This window comes from Herbaspirillum sp. VT-16-41 (assembly GCF_001994935.1).
Taxonomy (GTDB): Bacteria; Pseudomonadota; Gammaproteobacteria; order Burkholderiales; family Burkholderiaceae_D; genus Herbaspirillum; species Herbaspirillum frisingense.
The window spans coordinates 269413-288378 of sequence record NZ_MUXB01000099.1 but is presented as its reverse complement, the minus strand read 5'-3'; the positions used below and the strand labels follow the sequence as shown (position 1 = coordinate 288378).

At 63.8% G+C, this 18966-nt stretch carries 18 protein-coding genes; 10 read left to right on the top strand and 8 right to left on the bottom strand.

Going from position 1 to position 18966, the window contains the following annotated elements; genetic code table 11:
- The first annotated feature begins 336 nt into the window (after window positions 1–336).
- Entirely contained in the window at window positions 337–2652 is a 2316-nt protein-coding gene (locus BTM36_RS09805) for a penicillin-binding protein 1A (protein WP_077236099.1), read from the top strand.
- A gap of 124 nt (window positions 2653–2776) precedes the next feature.
- Here BTM36_RS09805 and BTM36_RS09800 read toward each other — a convergent pair whose 3' ends face one another.
- The 4 genes from BTM36_RS09800 to BTM36_RS09785 form a co-directional block, all read right to left on the bottom strand.
- Window positions 2777–3964: a serine hydrolase gene (locus BTM36_RS09800; protein WP_077236098.1), complete on the bottom strand. Its 1188-nt coding sequence runs from the start codon at window positions 3962–3964 to the stop codon at window positions 2777–2779.
- Between the two features lie 38 nt (window positions 3965–4002).
- The gene (gene queC / locus BTM36_RS09795) at window positions 4003–4761 is read right to left on the bottom strand and encodes a 7-cyano-7-deazaguanine synthase QueC (RefSeq protein WP_077236290.1); all 759 of its coding nucleotides are present in this window, start codon (window positions 4759–4761) and stop codon (window positions 4003–4005) included.
- A gap of 116 nt (window positions 4762–4877) precedes the next feature.
- Window positions 4878–5648, bottom strand: coding sequence for a DUF3108 domain-containing protein (locus tag BTM36_RS09790; protein ID WP_077236097.1), 771 nt, complete (start codon window positions 5646–5648; stop codon window positions 4878–4880).
- 196 nt (window positions 5649–5844) lie between these two features.
- Window positions 5845–6987, bottom strand: a complete 1143-nt coding sequence (locus BTM36_RS09785) for a DUF3108 domain-containing protein (RefSeq protein WP_077236096.1) — start codon at window positions 6985–6987, stop codon at window positions 5845–5847.
- Window positions 6988–7110: 123 nt separating this feature from the next.
- Here BTM36_RS09785 and BTM36_RS09780 point away from each other — a divergent pair, with 123 nt between their 5' ends.
- From BTM36_RS09780 to rfaE2, 4 genes are all read left to right on the top strand, one after another.
- Window positions 7111–8424 carry a branched-chain amino acid ABC transporter substrate-binding protein gene (locus tag BTM36_RS09780; RefSeq protein WP_077236289.1) on the top strand — a complete coding sequence of 438 codons (1314 nt, stop codon included), beginning with the start codon at window positions 7111–7113 and terminating at the stop codon, window positions 8422–8424.
- Window positions 8425–8453: 29 nt separating this feature from the next.
- The gene (locus BTM36_RS09775; RefSeq protein ID WP_077236095.1) at window positions 8454–9344 is read left to right on the top strand and encodes a PhaM family polyhydroxyalkanoate granule multifunctional regulatory protein; all 891 of its coding nucleotides are present in this window, start codon (window positions 8454–8456) and stop codon (window positions 9342–9344) included.
- A gap of 138 nt (window positions 9345–9482) precedes the next feature.
- Window positions 9483–10337 carry a diiron oxygenase gene (locus BTM36_RS09770; RefSeq protein ID WP_006461501.1) on the top strand — a complete coding sequence of 285 codons (855 nt, stop codon included), beginning with the start codon at window positions 9483–9485 and terminating at the stop codon, window positions 10335–10337.
- Between the two features lie 142 nt (window positions 10338–10479).
- The gene (rfaE2, locus tag BTM36_RS09765; RefSeq protein ID WP_006461502.1) at window positions 10480–10962 is read left to right on the top strand and encodes a D-glycero-beta-D-manno-heptose 1-phosphate adenylyltransferase; all 483 of its coding nucleotides are present in this window, start codon (window positions 10480–10482) and stop codon (window positions 10960–10962) included.
- 96 nt (window positions 10963–11058) lie between these two features.
- On the opposite strand, the gene BTM36_RS09760 is transcribed toward rfaE2, so the two are convergent.
- Entirely contained in the window at window positions 11059–11574 is a 516-nt protein-coding gene (locus tag BTM36_RS09760; RefSeq protein ID WP_077236094.1) for a copper chaperone PCu(A)C, read from the bottom strand.
- A gap of 100 nt (window positions 11575–11674) precedes the next feature.
- Window positions 11675–12052 carry a DUF2946 family protein gene (locus BTM36_RS09755; RefSeq protein ID WP_077236093.1) on the bottom strand — a complete coding sequence of 126 codons (378 nt, stop codon included), beginning with the start codon at window positions 12050–12052 and terminating at the stop codon, window positions 11675–11677.
- 256 nt (window positions 12053–12308) lie between these two features.
- Here BTM36_RS09755 and BTM36_RS09750 point away from each other — a divergent pair, with 256 nt between their 5' ends.
- From BTM36_RS09750 to BTM36_RS09735, 4 genes are all read left to right on the top strand, one after another.
- Window positions 12309–13289, top strand: a complete 981-nt coding sequence (locus tag BTM36_RS09750; RefSeq protein ID WP_077236092.1) for an ABC transporter substrate-binding protein — start codon at window positions 12309–12311, stop codon at window positions 13287–13289.
- 129 nt (window positions 13290–13418) lie between these two features.
- Complete coding sequence (locus BTM36_RS09745) at window positions 13419–14390, top strand: ABC transporter substrate-binding protein (RefSeq protein WP_006461506.1); 972 nt, start codon at window positions 13419–13421, stop codon at window positions 14388–14390.
- A gap of 129 nt (window positions 14391–14519) precedes the next feature.
- Window positions 14520–15413 (top strand): ABC transporter permease, encoded by an 894-nt coding sequence (locus BTM36_RS09740; RefSeq protein WP_006461507.1) that lies wholly within the window; start codon window positions 14520–14522, stop codon window positions 15411–15413.
- A 1-nt stretch (window position 15414) separates the two neighbouring features.
- Complete coding sequence (locus BTM36_RS09735) at window positions 15415–16209, top strand: ABC transporter ATP-binding protein (protein ID WP_006461508.1); 795 nt, start codon at window positions 15415–15417, stop codon at window positions 16207–16209.
- Between the two features lie 72 nt (window positions 16210–16281).
- Here BTM36_RS09735 and BTM36_RS09730 read toward each other — a convergent pair whose 3' ends face one another.
- Both BTM36_RS09730 and BTM36_RS09725 read right to left on the bottom strand, forming a co-directional pair.
- Window positions 16282–16764 carry a tRNA (cytidine(34)-2'-O)-methyltransferase gene (locus tag BTM36_RS09730; RefSeq protein ID WP_077236091.1) on the bottom strand — a complete coding sequence of 161 codons (483 nt, stop codon included), beginning with the start codon at window positions 16762–16764 and terminating at the stop codon, window positions 16282–16284.
- A 58-nt stretch (window positions 16765–16822) separates the two neighbouring features.
- Entirely contained in the window at window positions 16823–17605 is a 783-nt protein-coding gene (locus BTM36_RS09725) for a ComF family protein (RefSeq protein ID WP_254426970.1), read from the bottom strand.
- Window positions 17606–17812: 207 nt separating this feature from the next.
- On the opposite strand from BTM36_RS09725, the gene BTM36_RS09720 reads away from it, so the two are divergent.
- Entirely contained in the window at window positions 17813–18763 is a 951-nt protein-coding gene (locus BTM36_RS09720) for a methyltransferase domain-containing protein (RefSeq protein WP_077236089.1), read from the top strand.
- Window positions 18764–18966 lie beyond the last annotated feature (203 nt).

Genomic DNA, 18966 nt, shown 5'->3' with positions numbered 1-18966 from the left:
TTCTTTCGCAAGGGAAAAGGGGGAATTGTCTGGCCGGCGGGAAGGCGGGGGAATAGCGGAAACTTGAGGAATGCCTGTCAATTTGCAGTAAATGATGTCAATTGCTTCACTTCCGGCCATCCTGGTCGGAACCGCGCTCCTGTGCTTTGGTCTATTTGCAACACCTGGCCGCGCGGCCCGTCAGGGCGAGCCGCTATAATGCGGGCTTGTTTCTTCCAACCCGGCTCCGGCCTGCTTTAACGCTTATCTCGAATGTCTTCATCTTCCAACGGCGGCGATCAACACCAACCGGCATCGGCGGCGGATAAACCCGCAGGAAAGGCCCCGCGCAAGCGCATGCACTGGTCGCTGCGCATCCTCCTGGGCCTGTTCGGCACGGTGCTGGGCCTGGTCGTGATGGTGGCGCTGGGCGTGACCTTCATTGTCGCGCTGACCTATCCCAAGCTGCCCGACCTCGATACGCTGACCGATTACCGTCCCAAGATCCCGCTGCGCATCTTCTCGGCCGATGGCGTGCTGATCGGCGAATTCGGCGAGGAACGCCGCAACCTGGTGCACTTCAAGGACATCCCGGAGATCATGAAGAAGGCCGTGCTGGCCATCGAGGATGACCGCTTCTACGAGCACGGCGGCGTCGATTACCAGGGCATTGCCCGGGCTACCTTCTCCAATCTCTCCGGCGGTGGCGGGGGTGCTTCCACCATCACCCAGCAGGTGGCGCGCAATTTCTTCCTGACCAGCAACGAGCCGACCTTCCTGCAGAAGGCCACGCGCAAGTTCTTCTATGAAATCCCGCTGGCCTGGAAGATCGAGAACAACCTCACCAAGGACCAGATCCTTGAGGTCTACATGAACCAGATCTATCTGGGCCAGCGCGCCTATGGCTTCGCCTCGGCCGCCCAGATCTATTTCGGCAAGCAACTGAAGGACATCAGCATCGCCGAAGCCGCGATGCTGGCCGGCCTGCCCAAGGCGCCGTCGGCCTACAACCCGGTGGTCAATCCCAAGCGCGCCCATGCGCGCCAGCAATACATCCTGCTGCGCATGCGCCAGCTGGGTTACATCACCGATGCGCAATACCAGGAAGCCAAGGATGAGGAACTGCGGGTCAAGGGCGACAGTTCCGCCTTCGGCATGCATGCCGAATACGTGGCCGAAATGGCGCGCCAGCTGGTCTACGCGCAATACAAGGACGAGACCTATACCCGCGGCCTGAACGTCTTCACCACCATCACCAAGACCGACCAGGATGCGGCCTACATCGCCCTGCGTCGCGGCATCATCGACTATGAGCGCCGGCATGGCTATCGCGGTCCGGAAGGCTACATGGACCTGCCGGACAACGCCACCAAGGAAGCCGTGGAAGACGCCGTGGAAGTGGAGCTGGCCGATCACCCCGACAGCGATGACATGGTCGCGGCCGTGGTGCTGGATGCCAAGCCCAAGGAAATCACGGCCATGCTCTCCACCGGCGAGGAGATCAGCATTTCCGGCGCCGGCCTGGGCTTCGGCGCCAACCTGCTGTCGGACAAGGCCCCCCCGCAGAAGAAGATCCGTCGCGGCGCCATCATCCGCGTCTTCCAGGACGGCAAGGCCTGGATCATCACCCAGATGCCGGAAGTGGAATCGGCCTTCGTTTCGGTGAACTCGCAGGATGGCGCGATCCGCTCGCTGGTGGGCGGCTTCGACTTCAACCGCAACAAGTTCAACCACGTCACCCAGGCCTGGCGTCAGCCGGGTTCGTCGTTCAAGCCCTTCATCTATTCTTCTTCGCTGGAAAAGGGCCTGTCGCCGGCCACCATCATCAATGATGCGCCGCTGACCTTCACCCAGACCGGTGGCCAGGTGTGGCAGCCGAAGAACTACGGCGGCAAGTTCGAGGGCCCGATCTCGATGCGCCGCGCGCTGCAGAAGTCGATCAACCTTGTGTCCATCCGCATCCTGGAGCGCGTGGGTGTGAAGTATGCGCAGGAGTACATCACCCGCTTCGGCTTCGACGCCGACAAGAACCCGCCCTACCTGACCCTGGCGCTGGGTGCGGGCAACGTCACCCCGCTGCAGATGGTGGGTGCGTATTCGGTGTTCGCCAACGGCGGCTACAAGGTCAATCCATATCTGATCACCAAGGTCACCGACAGCAACGGCGAAGTGCTCTCGCAGGCCAAGCCGGCCACCGCCGAGGATGAGTCGAACCGTGTCATCGATGCCCGCAATGCCTTCATCATGGACAGCATGCTGCGCGACGTGGTGCGTCATGGCACGGCGGTCAAGGCGCTGTCGCTGAAGCGGACCGACCTGGCTGGCAAGACCGGTACCACCAACGACTCCATGGATGCCTGGTTCGCCGGCTACCAGCCCGGCCTGACCGCGATTGCCTGGATCGGCTACGACCAGCCCAAGAGCCTGGGCGACCGTGAAACCGGCGGCGGCCTGGCCCTGCCGGTGTGGATCAGCTACATGTCCAAGGCGCTCAAGGATGTGCCCAACGTGGATCGCAAGGTCCCGGACGGCGTGATCGAATCGGGCGGCGAGTATTACTACGCCGAGTTCCCGCCCAGCGCCATGGTGCGTGACCTGGGCATGGGTGATCGCAGTGGCCTCACGCCTGAAGAAGAAAAGGCCAAGACCCAGATGAAGAACGAGTTGTTCTGAGTCTGCCTGGAAGGAACGATCAGATAATGATTTATATCGTTTAGATTTTCTGCTGATCCCATGTAAAACCGCCGGTCGCGAGAGCGCAACCGGCGGTTTTTTATTGCTGCCTGCAGCGAGATGCTCAGTCCCGGCCAGCCAGGTAATGACTGATCCTGCGCATGGCCAGCGTGGTCAGGACTTCGTCCTGTTCGGCGCCGTAGTCGCTCAGCTTGACGATGACGGTGCGGGTCGCCGGATTGACGTAGATGTACTGTCCGAATACGCCGATGGCCGAGAAGTCCTGGTCCTGCGCATTGCCCGGTGGAATCCACCAGCCATCCCGGTATTCCAGGATGTCGCTGCGGTTGTCCGGACGGCGCGGTTCGTTGGCCCATGCGGTGCTGACCACCTGGCGCTCGCCGATGCGTCCCTGGTTCAGATAGAGCAGGCCCAGGCGGGCGAATTCGCGCGCGGTGGTGTTGAGGCAGCAGAACGCCTTTTCCACGCCGTGCTTGCGGCTGTCCACGCTCCAGCTGGCGTCCTGCTCCATGCCCAGCGGTTCCCACAAGGCCTGCTGCGCGTAGTCGGAGAGGGGCATGCCGGTCGCGCGCGCCAGTACCCGCGACAGCACCAGGGTATCGACGCTGCGATATTCGAACCGTTCGCCGGGTGCGAAGCGCAAGCCATGGCGCCGGGCCAGGAAACTGTGCAGGTCGGTGCTGACGAACATGCGCACCACCGGTGAGGTCAGCGACCCCGCATAGCGCTCGTCGACGTCGATGCCGGAGCGCATGTCCAGCAGCTGGCCGATGGTAATGCCGGCGTAGGCGGGTGCCAGTTCATCGCTCTTGAGGTAGTGACCGATGGGCTCGTCCAGCGACTTGATCTTGCCTTGCATCAAGGCCACGCCGGTCAGCGCCGAGACAAAGGATTTGGCCACCGAGAAGGACGTGAAGCGGGAATTGGCATCGAAGCCGTCGATGTAGCGCTCGTAGACGACGCTGCCATCCTGCACCACCACGAAGGCATGGGTGGCGGTGGTCTTGAGGAAATCGGCCATGCTGAGCTGGCCATTCTTCTTCCATGGCACGTTGATTTCCAGCGGCCGCAACGCCACCGGCAGCGCTTGCGGATGACTGGAACGGGCGATGGGATGGGCGTCGAAGACCTTGTAGCTCTGGCTGCGCGGCGTCAGGTCGAACTGCAGGTCGACCAGCGCCGGCAGGCTGGGCAGATCGGCGACACGACGCCCGATCTCGGCGCCGGCCAGCAGGATCAGCAGGGCAGCAGCGCCGCGGGCAAGGCGCTGGGAGGTACGTGGGCTGGGCATGGGGCTCGTTCTTTTTGGAGTGAGCCTATTGTGCCTGATCAGCCGATCTTTTTGCTTGCCCTGTTCTGTACGTCTTGCACGTATTGCTCGTAGCCGCGTGCGCGCAACTGGCAGGCCGGGCAGGTGCCACAGCCATGGCCCCAGTCATGCAACTGGCCGCGCTCGCCCAGGTAACAGGTGTGGGTGTCGGCGCGGATCAGGTCCACCAGCGCCTGGCCGCCCAGCGATTCGGCCAGCGCCCAGGTCTGGGCCTTGTCGATCCACATCAGCGGTGTCTCGACCTTGAGTTGCGTGGCCATGCCCAGGTTGAGCGCCACCTGCAGGGCCTTCATGGTGTCGTCACGGCAATCGGGATAGCCGGAGAAATCGGTTTCGCACATGCCGCCCACCAGTACGTTCAGGCCGCGTCGATAGGCCAGCGTGGCGGCCACCGTCATGAACAGCAGGTTGCGGCCCGGGACGAAGGTATTGGGCAGGCCATTGTCCTGCATGGTGATTTCGACATCGCGGGTGAGCGCGGTGTCGGAAATCTTGCCGATCAGCGACAGGTCGATCATGTGATCCTCGCCCAGACGCGCCTGCCAGTCGGCGGAAAAACCCTTCATCTTCTCCAGCAGGGCCGGACGCACTTCCAGTTCGATGGCGTGGCGCTGGCCATAGTCGAAGCCGATGGTTTCCACGCGCTGGTAGCGCGACAGCGCCCAGGCCAGGCAGGTGGTGGAATCCTGACCGCCGGAGAAAAGCACCAGGGCGCTCTGGGTGTTCAGGGTCGGGGCGATGGCGGAGGTGGCGGACATGGAGGACATGGTTTCTGGCTCAGTGCTGGCTGGGAGGATGGAAGGATGGGGCGATGGACGCGGGGCCTGGCGGCATCCCTGCCGGCCAGGCCCCGCACCTTGCGTGGGAAGCTAGCTTAGTTGGTTTTGCTGACCGAATCCAGCACCTGCTCGATATAGTCGCCATTGGGATCGGTGAATTTCAGACGCACCGGATACCACTCCATCTTGGGGGCCAGCCAGATATCGAGTTTCTGGGCCTGGTCGTCCGGCGGCGGGTTGCGGAACAGGTGCAGCGCCTCGGTTTCGCCCTGGGCGGTCTTGATCTTTTCGCGACCGATCACCTTGAAGGTCCACTGTTCGGCATCACGCGGTCCGGCCACGAAGAACTTCCATTCCGACCCTGGCTTCATCTTGGCGGCATTGGCGCGCGCGATGGCCACGAACTGCCAGGTGATGCCGGTGCGATCCTGCTCGCCACCCTGCAGCGGGAAACTCTCGCCGGATTCGGTGAAGGTGATCTTGTTCTGCTCGCGGTTGAAGGTGGTGGTGGTGGGTTCGCGACGCAGGCGCTTTTCCACGAAACGGGACGGCGCCAGGCCGTAGGCATCGATGGCGCCTTCGCTACTGGTTTCCAGGATCTTGCCCAGGAGCATTGCCCGGGTCTCGGTGGTGACGCTGTAGGCGCTCTTGCTCTGGGTCCACTTCACCAGGCCCTCACCCTTGAGGTCGAGTCCGCTCTGCTTGGCCTGGATGGCATAGTGCAGCTCGGCCGACGGCGGCAGATTGAAGGGACGCTTTTCGACCGGGTGCGGGCCATCGGCGGCCAGCAGCGGGCCACTGGCCAGCAGGCCGGCCAGGGTCAGGGCGGAAAATGGTGTCAGGAGGCGGTGGGGGATACGGTTCATGGCGAGCTCTTCGTAGGGGTCTCTGTGGATGGGTTCGGGCCATCGGGATGGTAGACAGCGGATGGCTTTCGGAGCGGTCGGAAATCATATGACTACGGATACGACTGCGATCATTGCTGACGGTTCGGCTATCCCGGGGGCGCAATTGTGCGCAATTGTTTCGGATTTTGACAGGACTTCGCGAATGCGGCAGGACTCATGGCGGCAAGGCTTCCATGCCGGAGAGCGACAGGTCGATGAAATCTCCTCCCCGGGAAGGTGGTTCGGTATAGCGCACCCGCACCGGATACCACTCGTGCTGGGGCGCCAGCCAGATGTCGACGCGATCCTCATAAGAGCCGGGTTTGGGCATGCGGACTACATGCCAGGTATGCAACTGCCCGATGGGTAGCGTCACGTCTTCTTCGCCCTGCACCTGCATGCGCCAGACCTCGCCATCGCGCACGCCCGCCACGAACATGTCGATCACCGCACCGGCCCGGAACTGCGCGGGGTCGCCGCGACCGATGGCAGCCAGCTGCCAGATGACACTGCCGCGATCCTGTTCGCCGCCGCGTCGTGGATAGGTGGTGGTCGAGGCAGAAAAGCTGACCACGTTGCGCTCGCGGTTGAAGTGGGTGTTGGTGGCCGACTTGAAGCCGGTCTGTTCGGTGTACAGCTCCGGTGACAGGCCATTTCCATCCAGGTCGCCCTGGCTGGTGAAGTTGAGCACGGTAAACACCAGGACCTTGGCCTTGCCCTCGACGCTGTAATGCGGGCCGTCATTGCGCCAGGCGATGCTGCCACGGCCGTAGCTGGCCCGTCCATCCTTGGTGCCGGTGGCGTCGTAGCGCAGCAGTACGCTTGGTGGTGCGCTGGTCTGGTAGGACTTGCCGGGCGCATCGCTTTGGGCTTGGCCGCCCTCGGCGGCGGCGCCCGCCGTTCCCTGGCCCTTGCCATCCGAGGTCTTGCCAGTGCCATCGTCCGATGCCGTGGCCGTCGCGGTGGCGGGCGCGGAATGCGGCGCTTCGGGGGCGGGTGTATAGATGGGCTCGACGGTCTCCCGTATCGGTTCATCAGGCGGTTCGATGGAGGGCTCGCTGCGGCGCGCCGGCGCGGCTTGACGACTGGCCGGCTTGGCTGCACGCGGTTGCGTCGGTCTGGGAACCGGCAGCGCCACCGGTTGCTCGGGTGGTGGCAGGGGGCGCAGTTCCACCGTCATGGCCTGTTCTTGCGTGGCACCCGGCAGGATGATCTGGCGCCGTCCCCAGTCCACCAGCAGGGCGTGCAGCGCCAGGCTCAGTGCAATCAGCAGCAGCAGGCGCGGCCAGCGCCGGGGTGGGTGGGAAACTTCGCTCATGTGCGCCAGTTTATCGGATCACGCCTGCAGCGTCGTGGGGACGGAGATCAAAAGAGCGGTCATTCAAACAACGTACAATGCGCGTTTGCGCCTTTGCTCTGTTGACGCTGTCTCTTTCGAATGATGAACCTGTCCTTGTCCTTCCGTCTGCTCTCCCTCGCGGCGCTGCTCGCCTCCTCGCTTTCACTGTCGTTGCCTGCACATGCAGTACAGGGCGTACAGGGCACGCCTGCCTTGCCACCGGTACGCATCGGCATGATCGATGGTCTTTCCGGCCCCTTTGCCAATGCCGGCGAGGCCGTGGTGCGCAACATCAGCTATGCCATCGAACGGATCAACGCGCGCGGTGGCGTCAGCCTGCCCGATGGCAAGCACCTGCTGCAGCTTTCCACCTTCGACAACAAGCTCGGCGTGGAAGACTCGCTGGTGCAATTGCGCCAGTTGACCGACGAGCGCATCCCCTTCCTGATCGAGGGCAACAGCTCGGCGGTGGCGGCGGCCCTGATCGATGCGGTCAACAAGCACAACCAGCGTGAACCGGATCGCCGCGTGCTGTTCCTGAACTATTCGGCGGTGGACCCGACGCTGACCAATGAGAAGTGCAGCTTCTGGCACTTCCGCTTCGACGCCAGCGCCGACATGCGCATGCAGGCCCTGACCGAGGCCATCAAGGCCGATCCCGCGACCCGCAAGGTCTACCTGATCGGCCAGGACTACAGTTTCGGCCGCCAGGTTGCCAAGGCCGCCCGAGAGCAACTGGCGGCCAAGCGGCCCGACATCGCCATCGTCGGCGATGAGCTGCACCCCATTGGCAAGATCAAGGATTTTGCCCCCTACATCGCCAAGATGCGCAGCGCCGGGGCTGACGCCGTCATCACCGGCAACTGGGGCAATGACCTCACCCTGCTGGTGAAGGCCGCGCGCGATGCCGGCTTCAAGGCCAAGTTCTATACCTTCTATGCCAACAGCCTGGGCGCGCCGGCGGCCATTGGCGAGGCGGGCGTGGGCGTGGTGCGGGCGGTGGCGGAGTGGCACCCCAATGCGGGCGGGAACCCCGGTTCGCCCAGCGATGCCTACTATCAGGAATTCCGCAAACGCTATCCCCAGCCCAAGGATGACTACCTCTACCTGCGCATGCAGGTCATGATCGAGATGCTGGTCAAGGCCATCGAAAAGGCCAGGAGCACCGATCCCAAGGCGGTTGCATATGCCCTGGAAGGCGCGCATTATCAGAACGCTTTCCACCAGGCCACGATGCGGGCCGAGGATCACCAGCTGATCCAGCCGCTGTACCTGATGCAGATGCAGCGTGCCGATAGCGGCGGCATCCGCTTCGACAATGAGGGCAGCGGCTATGGATTCCGCACCGAGCGCTTCATCCCGGCCGAGCAGACCGCACTGCCGAGCTCATGCCAGATGCAGCGCCCGCCGCGCTGACGACCAGAACACGACAACAGGAGCGACCAATGCTGAACCACGACAAGATGCCGGGCGCCGGCTCGGTAGGCGATACCATCGAATTCATGAAGAAGATGTGGAGCAGCATGGGCGCCCCGGCCATGGCCACGCCCTCGCTTTCGGTGGAGGATATCAACAAGAAGATCTCCGACCTCAAGACCGTCGCCTCCTGGCTGGAGCTGAACCTGAACATGCTCAAGGCCACCATCCAGACCCTGGAAGTGCAGAGCGCCACCTTGTCCACCCTGCAGGCCATGAGCGCCATCATGGCCTCGCGTGGAACCCCGGAAGCCGCCGCCGGCAGCGATGCCGATGAGGAGGCGGCCACGCCGCCGCCGTTCCCCTTCGGCTTCCCGCTTTGGCCGGGTGCCGCTGCTGATGCTGCTGCTGGCGCCGAGCCTGAGCCCGCAGCCGACGAGCCCGAGGAAGCCCCGGACGAAGCGGAGCCCGAGCTTGCAGCAGGACAAGACCGTCAGCCCGAAGCGGCCACGCCAGGGGAAGAGGGCGGTTTCGCTATCCCGCCCGCGCCCGATTTCCAGTCCGCCATCGCCAATCCCAACGCCTGGTGGAATGTGTTGCAGGAGCAATTCAAGCATGCCGTCGGCAATGTGATGGCCGGCGCCCAGGCCGACCAGGAGCCCTTGTTGAAGCCCGCCAAGGCGCCCAAGCCGGCCAAGCGTAGCGAAAATAAGACAGTGTCACCAAAGTCCAAGGCCAGCCCCAAAGCCAAGCCGGCTGGCGCTCCCAAGGCTGGCAAGGCGGTCAAGGCGGCGCCGAAGAAGCCTCCGGTCAAGAAAGCCCCGAAGAGCGCGGCAAATACGAGCGCCCCGGCCCGGACGCCTGTTGTACAATCCCGGCAAAACAAGAAGCCAGCCTCCCGCAAGCCAATCTCCCCCTGATCCTCGCCATGGCACTGCCTGGTCCTGGGCGCAGACGCGTCCGGCCGGCTGTCATATTGCTGAAACCTGAGCGTTTTAGTATGGTTCAGGAAAATCTTGTTAAAATCAAACACTTAACGCATATAGGTCCCTACTGAGATGCTGTACCCAGAATTGTTCAAATCGCTAGAGCAGGTCCGTTGGAATATGGATAAGGATATTCCCTGGGACAAGTTCGACGCTTCCTTGCTCACCGACGAACAGGCGCAGACCATCCGCATGAATGCCATCACGGAATGGTCGGCACTGCCGGCGACCGAGATGTTCCTGCGCGACAATCGCGGGGACAGCGATTTTTCGGCATTCATGTCGGTATGGTTCTTCGAGGAACAGAAGCACTCGCTGGTGCTGATGGAATACCTGCGCCGTTTCCGTCCGGACATGTGCCCGACCGAAGAAGAACTGCACAACGTGCGTTTCGAGTTCGATCCCGCCCCCCCGCTGGAAACCCTGATGCTGCACTTCTGTGGCGAGATCCGCCTGAACCACTGGTACCGTTGCGCCGCCGACTGGCACACCGAACCGGTCATCAAGCAGATCTACAAGATCATCAGCCAGGATGAAGCCCGCCACGGTGGCGCCTATCTGCGCTACATGAAGAAGGCCCTGAACGAAGTGGGCGACAAGGCCCGTGCGGCCTTCGCCAAGATCGGTGTCTTGATGGCATCGGCCCGCCGCACCGAGAAGCCGCTGCACCCGACCAACCTGCACGTGAACCAGGCGCTGTTCCCCAACGACACCGTGCAAAGCCGCCTGCCCGATCCGGAATGGCTGGAACGCTGGCTGGACAACCAGATCAAGTTCGACGGCGAATGGGAAAAGAAGGTCGTGGACCGCATCCTGCACAACATGTCGCTGTTGTTCGAACGTACCTTCAGCAACGTCCAGGAGCTGAACCGCTACCGCAAGGAAGTGACCCAGCGCATCCTGCCGGCGGGCGCTGCCGCAGCCTGAGTGCGGATGCAGCACACCGGATAGCACAGGCAGTACAATCGCAAGCCGCAACCCAGGTTGCGGCTTTTTTCATGGGATACGCCGCCTTCCGCTCCACGGCGTGCTCATCTGATCCACCTCACAGCCAACCCAGCTCACCACGATGGCCGATTTCGAATCCAAACTCTGCACCCGCGAAGAACTCAAGGCCCGCGTGGCCCAACTGCCCAAGCCGGTGGTGATGACCAATGGCGTGTTCGACATCCTGCATCGCGGCCATGTGACCTATCTGGCCCAGGCCCGCGCCCAGGGCGCCTCGCTGGTCGTGGCGGCCAATACCGATGCCTCGGTCAAGCGGCTGGGCAAGGGGGATGACCGTCCCATCAATAGCTGCGAAGACCGCATGGCGGTCCTGGCGGCGCTGGAATCGGTGGCGCTGGTGGTGCCCTTCGACGAAGACACGGCGCTGGAAGCCGTGCAGGAAGCGCATCCGGATATCTACGTCAAAGGCGGCGACTACGACATGCACGCCATCCCCGAAGGCCAGGCGGTGGCGGCCTATGGCGGCCAGGTACTGGCGATCGCCTTCGAACATGACCGCTCCACCAGCAAGCTGCTGGCCAAGGTACGCAAGCTGGCCGGCTGAATACGCCACGCAAGACCGTCAACGACAAGGCCGGCAGGAGCATCGCTCGCTGCCGGCCTTGTCGTTTCAGGCGATGGCCCGCCCGGCCGGGGTGGCTCAGTGGTGCATATGTCCCTTCATGTCCTTCATGTCATCCTTGGCGCCGGCCGCCGCAGGGTCCTCGACATTGACGACAACCTCGATCTTGCCGGCCTTCTCGAAGTTCAGGGTGAGCGGGATCTTTTCGCCTGCCTGGAGCGGCTTGGACAGGCCCATCAGCATGATGTGGTAGCCATTGCCGGGTTGCATGGCGATCTTCTGGCCGGGTTTGATTTCCAGTCCGCCATCGACTTCGCGCATCTTCATCAGATTGCCTTCCATGGCCATGGTGTGGATTTCACCACTCTTGGCGACCGGCGAGGAAACGCCCACCAGGCGGTCCGCAGCGCTGCCCTTGTTCTCGATGCTGATGTAGGCGCCGGCGGCCGGCTGGCCGGGTACCGTGGCCCGCGCATAGGGATGGCCGATTTCCAGTTGGCCCAGCTTGAAGCTGTGGGCCTGCGACAGGGGCGCAGCGGCCAGCAGGGCTGCGGTGAGGGCCAGGCCGGCGCAGCGTTGGAAGAAATGTTTCATATTGTTTAGTCCTTTTGTCCTATTTGAATCCTGATCGGGCGGGCTAGCCGCGTCGTGATGGCATGGCCCGCGTAAGAAAGCCTGGTACGGGGGAATCCGATCAGGCCGGAGGCGCACGCGCCTGCGGCGTAAGGGACGTCGGACTGGCCGAGCGCCCGGTGGAGGCCAATAGTGCCAGCGGGTAACTGATCCCCGGCACGGCATCGGCGTGGAAGGCGGCGGTCGGTGTGGTCGCCGCATGCTGGCTGCCGCAGCACAGCGGGCAATGGCTGGCGGCCAGGTGGGCGGGGCCGTTGCCGGTGTTGCCGCCCACGCTGCAGATGGCCATGGCCGGCGCTTCACGGGCGGTGCGCGCCATCGCCTGCTGCCACCAGGGCGCCGCGACCATGGTCAGTACCAATGACAGGCAGGCCCATGCCGCGAGCCAGGGGCGGCGCGATGCAGCCGATGCAGTCAATGGAGAAGGGCGCGAAGACATGGGCTGCGATTATAACAACGGTTGATGCACTGTCTGTGCGTCGCCAGGATCGCTCAGGGTGTCCGCATAACGAATGCGAGTGTGTCACTCGCGGGCGCGGATCCTGCCAACAGGCAGGGCCGACGGCCGCCTCTGGAGCGGGCCAAACATGCGTCTTTTATGCGCCGTTCCAAATTGATTGTTCACATCCGCTAGGCTAGACTTACCGTCTTTCGGGTTTTTGGGTAATCCATCCACATTTTTCTAGGGAGACTGCATGTCCTACAACAACAAGCTGACACTGCGCGCAATGGTCGCCGCCCTGTCCCTGGCTGCCGTCTGCGCAGCCCCGGCCATGGCTGCCGACAAGTCGGTCGCGGTGACCGCCATCGTCGAACACCCGGCCCTGGATGCCGTGCGTGACGGCGTGAAGGACGAGTTGAAGGAAGAAGGCTTCGAAGCCGGCAAGAACCTGAAGTGGGAATACCAGAGTGCCCAGGGCAACACCGGCACCGCCGCCCAGATCGCCCGCAAGTTCGTCGGTGACAAGCCCGATGTCATCGTCGCCATCGCCACCCCGTCGGCCCAGGCCCTGGTGGCCGCCACCAAGAGCATCCCGGTGGTCTATTCCGGCGTGACCGATCCGGTCGCGGCCCAGCTGGTGAAGGACTGGAAGGCCTCCGGCACCAACGTCACGGGCGTGTCCGACCTGCTGGAACTGGACAAGCAGATCGACCTGATCAAGCGCGTAGTGCCCAATGCCAAGCGCGTGGGCATGGTCTACAACCCGGGCGAAGCCAACTCCGCCGTGGTGGTCAAGGCCCTCAAGGAGCTGCTGGCCAAGTCCAACATGACCCTGGTGGAAGCCGCTGCACCGCGTTCGGTGGACGTCGGTTCGGCCGCCAAGAGCCTGATCGGCAAGGTCGACGTGATCTATACCAACACCGACAACAACGTGGTCTCGGCCTATGAAGCACTGGTCAAGGTCGGCAACGATGCCAAGATCCCGCTGGTGGCCTCCGACACCGACAGCGTCAAGCGTGGCGCCATCGCTGCCCTGGGCGTGAATTACTACGACCTGGGTCGCCAGACCGGCAAGGTGGTCGGCCGCATCCTCAAGGGTGAAAAGCCGGGCGACATCGCCTCGGCCACCAGCAGCAAGCTGGAGCTGTTCGTCAACACCGCCGCCGCGCACAAGCAGGGTGTGACCCTCTCGCCGGAACTGGTGAATTCGGCCAAGACCGTCATCAAGCAATAAAGTGAACCTGTCGATCCCGCTGCAAGGCGGGATCGGCACATCAGGCGCCCTGCTGCCTGCGACCAAAACGAACAGGATGCCCGGCCACGATCATGCCGAGGCACCGACTACCATCATGAGGAGATGAACATGTTTGCCCTGTCCCAATCCCTGCGCGCCATCGCCGGTGCGCTGGCGCTGAGCGCCGTATGTGCCTCGGCCCTGGCTGCCGAGAAGGTGGTGGCCATCACTTCCTTCGTCGAACACCCGGCGCTGGACGCCGTGCGCGACGGCACCAAGGACGAACTGATCGCCGAAGGCTTCGAGCCCGGCAAGAACCTGAAGTGGGATTTCCAGAGCGCCCAGGCCAATGCCGGTACCGCCGGCCAGATTGCCAAGAAGTTCGTCGGTGACAACCCCGACGTGATCGTCGCCATCGGCACCCCGTCGGCACAACCGATGGTGGCCGCCACCAAGAGCATCCCCATCGTCTATTCGGCTATTGCGGATCCCATGGCCGCCCAGCTGGTCAAGGACTGGAAGCCCTCCGGTACCAACGTGACCGGCCTGTCGCACATGCTGGACCCGGTCAAGCAGGTCGAGGTGATCAAGCGCGTGGTGCCCGAGGCCAAGCGCGTCGGAGTGGTTTACAATCCGGGCGAAGCCAATTCCGTGTCGGCCCTGAACAACCTCAAGGGCGAGCTGCAGAAAGCCGGCTTCACCCTGGTGGAAGCCGCTGCACCGCGCTCGGTGGACGTGGCCCCGGCCGCCAAGAGCCTGATCGGCAAGATCGACGTGATGTACACCACCACCGACAACAACGTGGTCTCGGTCTTCGAGTCGCTGGCCAAGGTCTGCAACGATGCCAAGATCCCGCTGATCGCCTCCGATACCGGCAGCGTCAAGCGCGGCGCCGTGGCGGCGCTGGGCGTGAATTTCTACGATATGGGCCGCCAGACCGGCAAGGTGGTGGCACGTATCCTGAAGGGCGAGAAGGCCGGCGATATCGCCTCGTCGCCCGTCAAGAACCTGGAGCTGTACGTCAATACCTCGGCGGCGCAAAAGCAGGGCGTGACCCTGTCGCCGGAGTTCCTGAAGTCGGCCACCAAGGTGCTCAACTAAGCTTGTCCTGACGGTCCGGACATGCACCGCCGGCGGCTGCATCACCCTTGCCGCGGCCGGCGTAACGCAGAAGACATTCGGCATGGCGTATCGCGCCGTGCCGAATGTGTTTTTTAAGAAAGCCTTTTTATGTCGCTGTATACCCTCTTGGGCGCCTTGGAGATCGGCCTGATCTTCAGCCTGGTGGCCCTCGGAGTGCTGATTTCCTTCCGCATTCTGGTTTTCCCTGACCTTACCGTCGATGGCTCCTTCCCGCTGGGTGGCGCCGTGGCGGCCACGATGATCGCGGCCGGCTTCAATCCCTTCCTGGCGACCTTCGTGGCGCTGCTGGCCGGCGCCCTGGCCGGCTTCACCACCGCCTGGCTGAACGTGCGCCTGAAGATCATGGACCTGCTGGCCAGTATCCTGATGATGATCGCGCTGTACTCGATCAACCTGCGCGTGATGGGCAAGCCCAACGTTCCGCTCATTTCCGAGCCGACCATCTTCACCATCCTGCAGCCGGAGGCGATCCCCGACTACGTCGCCCGTCCGCTGATCCTGCTGGTGGTGGTGGCCATCGCCAAACTGATGCTGGACTGGTTCTTCTCCTCCGAGATCGGCCTGGCCATGCGTGCCACCGGCGCCAACGCCCGCATGGCGCGCGCCCAGGGCATCGCCACCGGCCGCGCCACGCTGGCCGGCATGGCGCTGGCCAACGCCCTCGTCGCACTGGCGGGCGCGCTGTTCGCCCAGACCCAGGGCGGCTCCGACATCTCCATGGGCATCGGTACCATCGTCATCGGCCTGGCGGCCGTGATCATCGGCGAAAACATCCTGCCGGCGCGCCGCCTGGTGTGGACCACCCTGGCGGTGATCCTGGGCGCCATCCTGTATCGCTTCTTCATCGCCCTGGCGCTCAACAGCGACTTCATCGGCCTGCAGGCGCAGGACCTGAACCTGGTGACGGCCGTGCTGGTGATGCTGGCGCTGGTGCTGCCCATGGGCAAGCGCAAGCTCAAACTGCTGAGAAAGGGAGCCTGAGATGTTGAAAGCCACCGATCTCAAGATCACCTTCAATCCCGGTACGCCCATCGAGAACCCGGCCCTGCGTGGCCTCTCGCTGGAAATCCCGACCGGCCAGTTCGTGGCCGTGATCGGCTCCAACGGCGCCGGCAAGTCCACCTTCCTCAACGCCATCTCCGGTGACCTGCTGGTCGATACCGGCAAGATCGAGATCGACAGTACCGATGTCACCCGCAAGCAGGCATGGGACCGTGCCGGTCTGGTGGCGCGTGTCTTCCAGGACCCGATGGCCGGCACCTGCGAAGCGCTGACCATCGAGGAAAACATGGCCCTGGCCATGGCGCGTGGCCGTCGTCGCGGCTTCAATTTCGCCATTCGCGGCAAGATGCGCGAGCTGTTCCGCGAGAAGCTCTCCATCCTCAATCTGGGGCTGGAGAATCGCCTGACCGACCGCATCGGCCTGCTCTCCGGCGGCCAGCGCCAGGCGGTGAGCCTGCTGATGGCGTCGCTGCAACCGTCACGCATCCTGCTGCTGGACGAGCACACCGCCGCGCTGGACCCCAAGACCGCCGCCTTCGTCCTGGAGCTGACCGCCAAGATCGTCGCCGAGAGCAAGCTGACCACCATGATGGTGACCCACAGCATGCGCCAGGCACTGGACTACGGCGACCGCACCGTGATGCTGCACCAGGGTCGCGTGGTGCTGGACGTCTCCGGTCCGGAACGCGCCGGGCTGGACGTGCCGGACCTGCTGAAGATGTTCGAGCAGACGCGCGGAGAGAAACTTTCCGACGATGCCCTGCTGCTGGGGTGATCCTCAGCCAGCTGACGCTGCAAAAAGAAAACGGCTCCCTCGGGAGCCGTTTTTCATGAGCGCAAGCGGTAATCAGCTACCGCCGTCATAGCCATTCTGCCGCCAGGCCTCATAGACCACCACCGCCACCGTATTGGACAGGTTGATGCTGCGATTGCCCGGGCGCATCGGCAGGCGGATGCGTTGCGTCGTGGGGAAGGAGTCGCGCCGCTCCGGCGCCAGTCCCCGCGTTTCGGAGCCGAAGACGAAGGTGTCGCCAGCACGGAAGGCCAGCCCGGCGAAAGGCGTCGAGCCATGGGTGGTCATGGCGAACATGCGGGTTTCATCGAACTGCGGGTCTTCACGCCGGTGCGCCAGGAAGCTGTCCCAGTCGGGGTGCACCTGCATGTTGGCGTATTCGTGATAGTCCAGCCCGGCGCGCCGCATCTTGGCGTCGTCCAGCGGAAAGCCGAGCGGCTCGACCAGATGCAGTTGCGCGCCGGTATTGGCGCACAGGCGGATGATGTTGCCGGTATTGGGAGGGATCTCCGGCTCGACCAGGACGACGTGGAACAAAAGACTCTCCTGCGGGGAAATGGGAAAAGCAATAAAGGGAATAAGGGGAACAGCCCGCTCAGGTCGGCAGGGTGCGTGCAAAGACCAGGTTGGTCACCCGGCGCGCGCCGTGCCGCTTGAGCACGATCGCCACTTCATTCAAGGTGGCGCCGGTGGTCATGACATCGTCGACGATGCCCACGTGCAGGCCGCGTACCTGGTCCATCGCTGCGAAGGGCAGGGCGAAGGCCGAGCGTACGTTGCGGGCCCGTGCGCCTACCGGTAGCGCTGATTGCGCCTGGGTTTCCTTCTTGCGTTCCAGCAGGCGGCCATTGAGGGGGATCTCCAGCATCCGGGAAAGCGGCTTGGCAATCTCCAGCGCCTGGTTGAAGCCGCGCTCCTGCAACCGTGCCAGTCCCAGCGGTACCGGTGCCAGCAGCGTCGGCATGGCCAGCTGCACATCACTGCCGGGGACCGGGTTGCGACGCGAGGCGTCAAAGATCAGGCGGGCCAGCAAGGGCGCCAGGCGCAGGTCGCCGCCGAATTTCAGGGCCAGCGCCAGCTGGTCGGACGGCGCGAAGTAATCGGTGGCGACAATGGTGGCGTCGAAGGCCGGGCGATCCTTGAGACAGGCGCCGCAGCGCAGTTCCTTGCCGGTCACCGGCATCGGCAGGGCGCACTGGATGCAGCGCCGGTGCTGGCGGGTATAGAAGCGCTTGTGACAGGGCGCGCACAGCGTCTCGCGCCCGGCCGCGCCGCACAGCGCGCAGGACGAGGGCAGCAACTGCGGCATGTGCGCCAGCAGCCGCTGCAGCCAGCCGGGACCGGCCGGCTTGCCCGAATTCGACGGTTTCGACGACATGGACGGCTTCGACGACGTCGGCGGCTTGCCAGTGACGGCGCGATAAGCGCCGGCAGGCTTGGCCTGGGCCGGTTTGGCAGGGGAAGTTGGCGGTTTGGGGTCCATGCGTGCGGCGCCCGGGAAAAATGGATTTCGACTAAACTACGCGCATTATCGCATCAGCCCTCCCGGATCTGCTGCCCCTCTGTTTCCCTACACCCGATCCCGATGTCCCTGCCGCCGCCTACAGCCAGCGCCAAGCTGAGCGCTCCCATCGATCTGCCCCTGGTACGTCGCCGTTTTGGCCAGCCGCAACGGGTGGCCGAGTCCGATTTCCTGCGTCGCGAAGTGTCGGCGCGCATGCAGGAGCGCCTGGCCCTGGTGAAGATAGAACCGCGCGAGGTGCTCGACGCCGGTTGCGGCGAAGGTGCCGACCTGCCGGTGCTGCAGAAGCGTTACCCCGAGGCCAGCGTGATCGGCCTGGATGGTGCCTACGGCATGCTGGCCCGCGCCGCCGAGCACCAGCGCGGCGCGCAGACGGCCATGAACCGGCTCTTCGGCTCCATCAACAAATGGCTGGGCGCTGGCCCTGGTGCCGGTGCCAACGGTCCGCAACTGGCCTGCGCCGATTTCGCCCAGCTGCCGCTGGCCGCCAATGCGTTGGACCTGGTCTGGTCCAACCTGGCCCTGCACTGGCACCCCCAGCCCGACCGGGTATTTGCCGAGTGGCGCCGGGTGCTGCGGGTGGAAGGGCTGCTGATGTTTTCCTGTTTCGGTCCCGATACCCTGCGCGAGGTCCGCAGCGCCTTCGAGAGCATCGATCTTGCACCGCACACCTTGCCCTTCGTCGACATGCACGACTTCGGCGACATGCTGGTCAATGCCGGCTTCTCCACGCCCGTCATGGACATGGAGACCATCACCGTGACCTATGAAACCCCTCAGCGCCTGCTGGAAGACGTGCGTGCCTGGGGCGGCAATCCCCTCGAATCGCGGCGCCGCAGCATGATGAGCCGCCATCAGTACCAGCGCCTGCTGGCGGCCTTCGACGCCATGCGCAAGCCCGACGGCAAGATCCCGCTGACCTTCGAGATCGTCTATGGCCACGCCTTCCGTCCGGTACCCAAGACCACGGCGGCCGGGGAGAGCATCATCCGTTTCGAACGCCCCCCGCGATAGGCCCTGGCTGTTCTCCACTTTATCCATTACTTCATATAAGGCTTAGTCGCACAGCACTATCTGGCTGTGCGCATAGTTGCTGTATCGTGACGCCCGGCCTCACCCCTGCACACCCTGTAGTCGCCCGCCAAGCCAGGTCCATGGCCGCTGTGCGGCAGGCGGCGGGGTGTGCTGGTGCGGCCGCCGGCGCTGCCGTTGTCAAT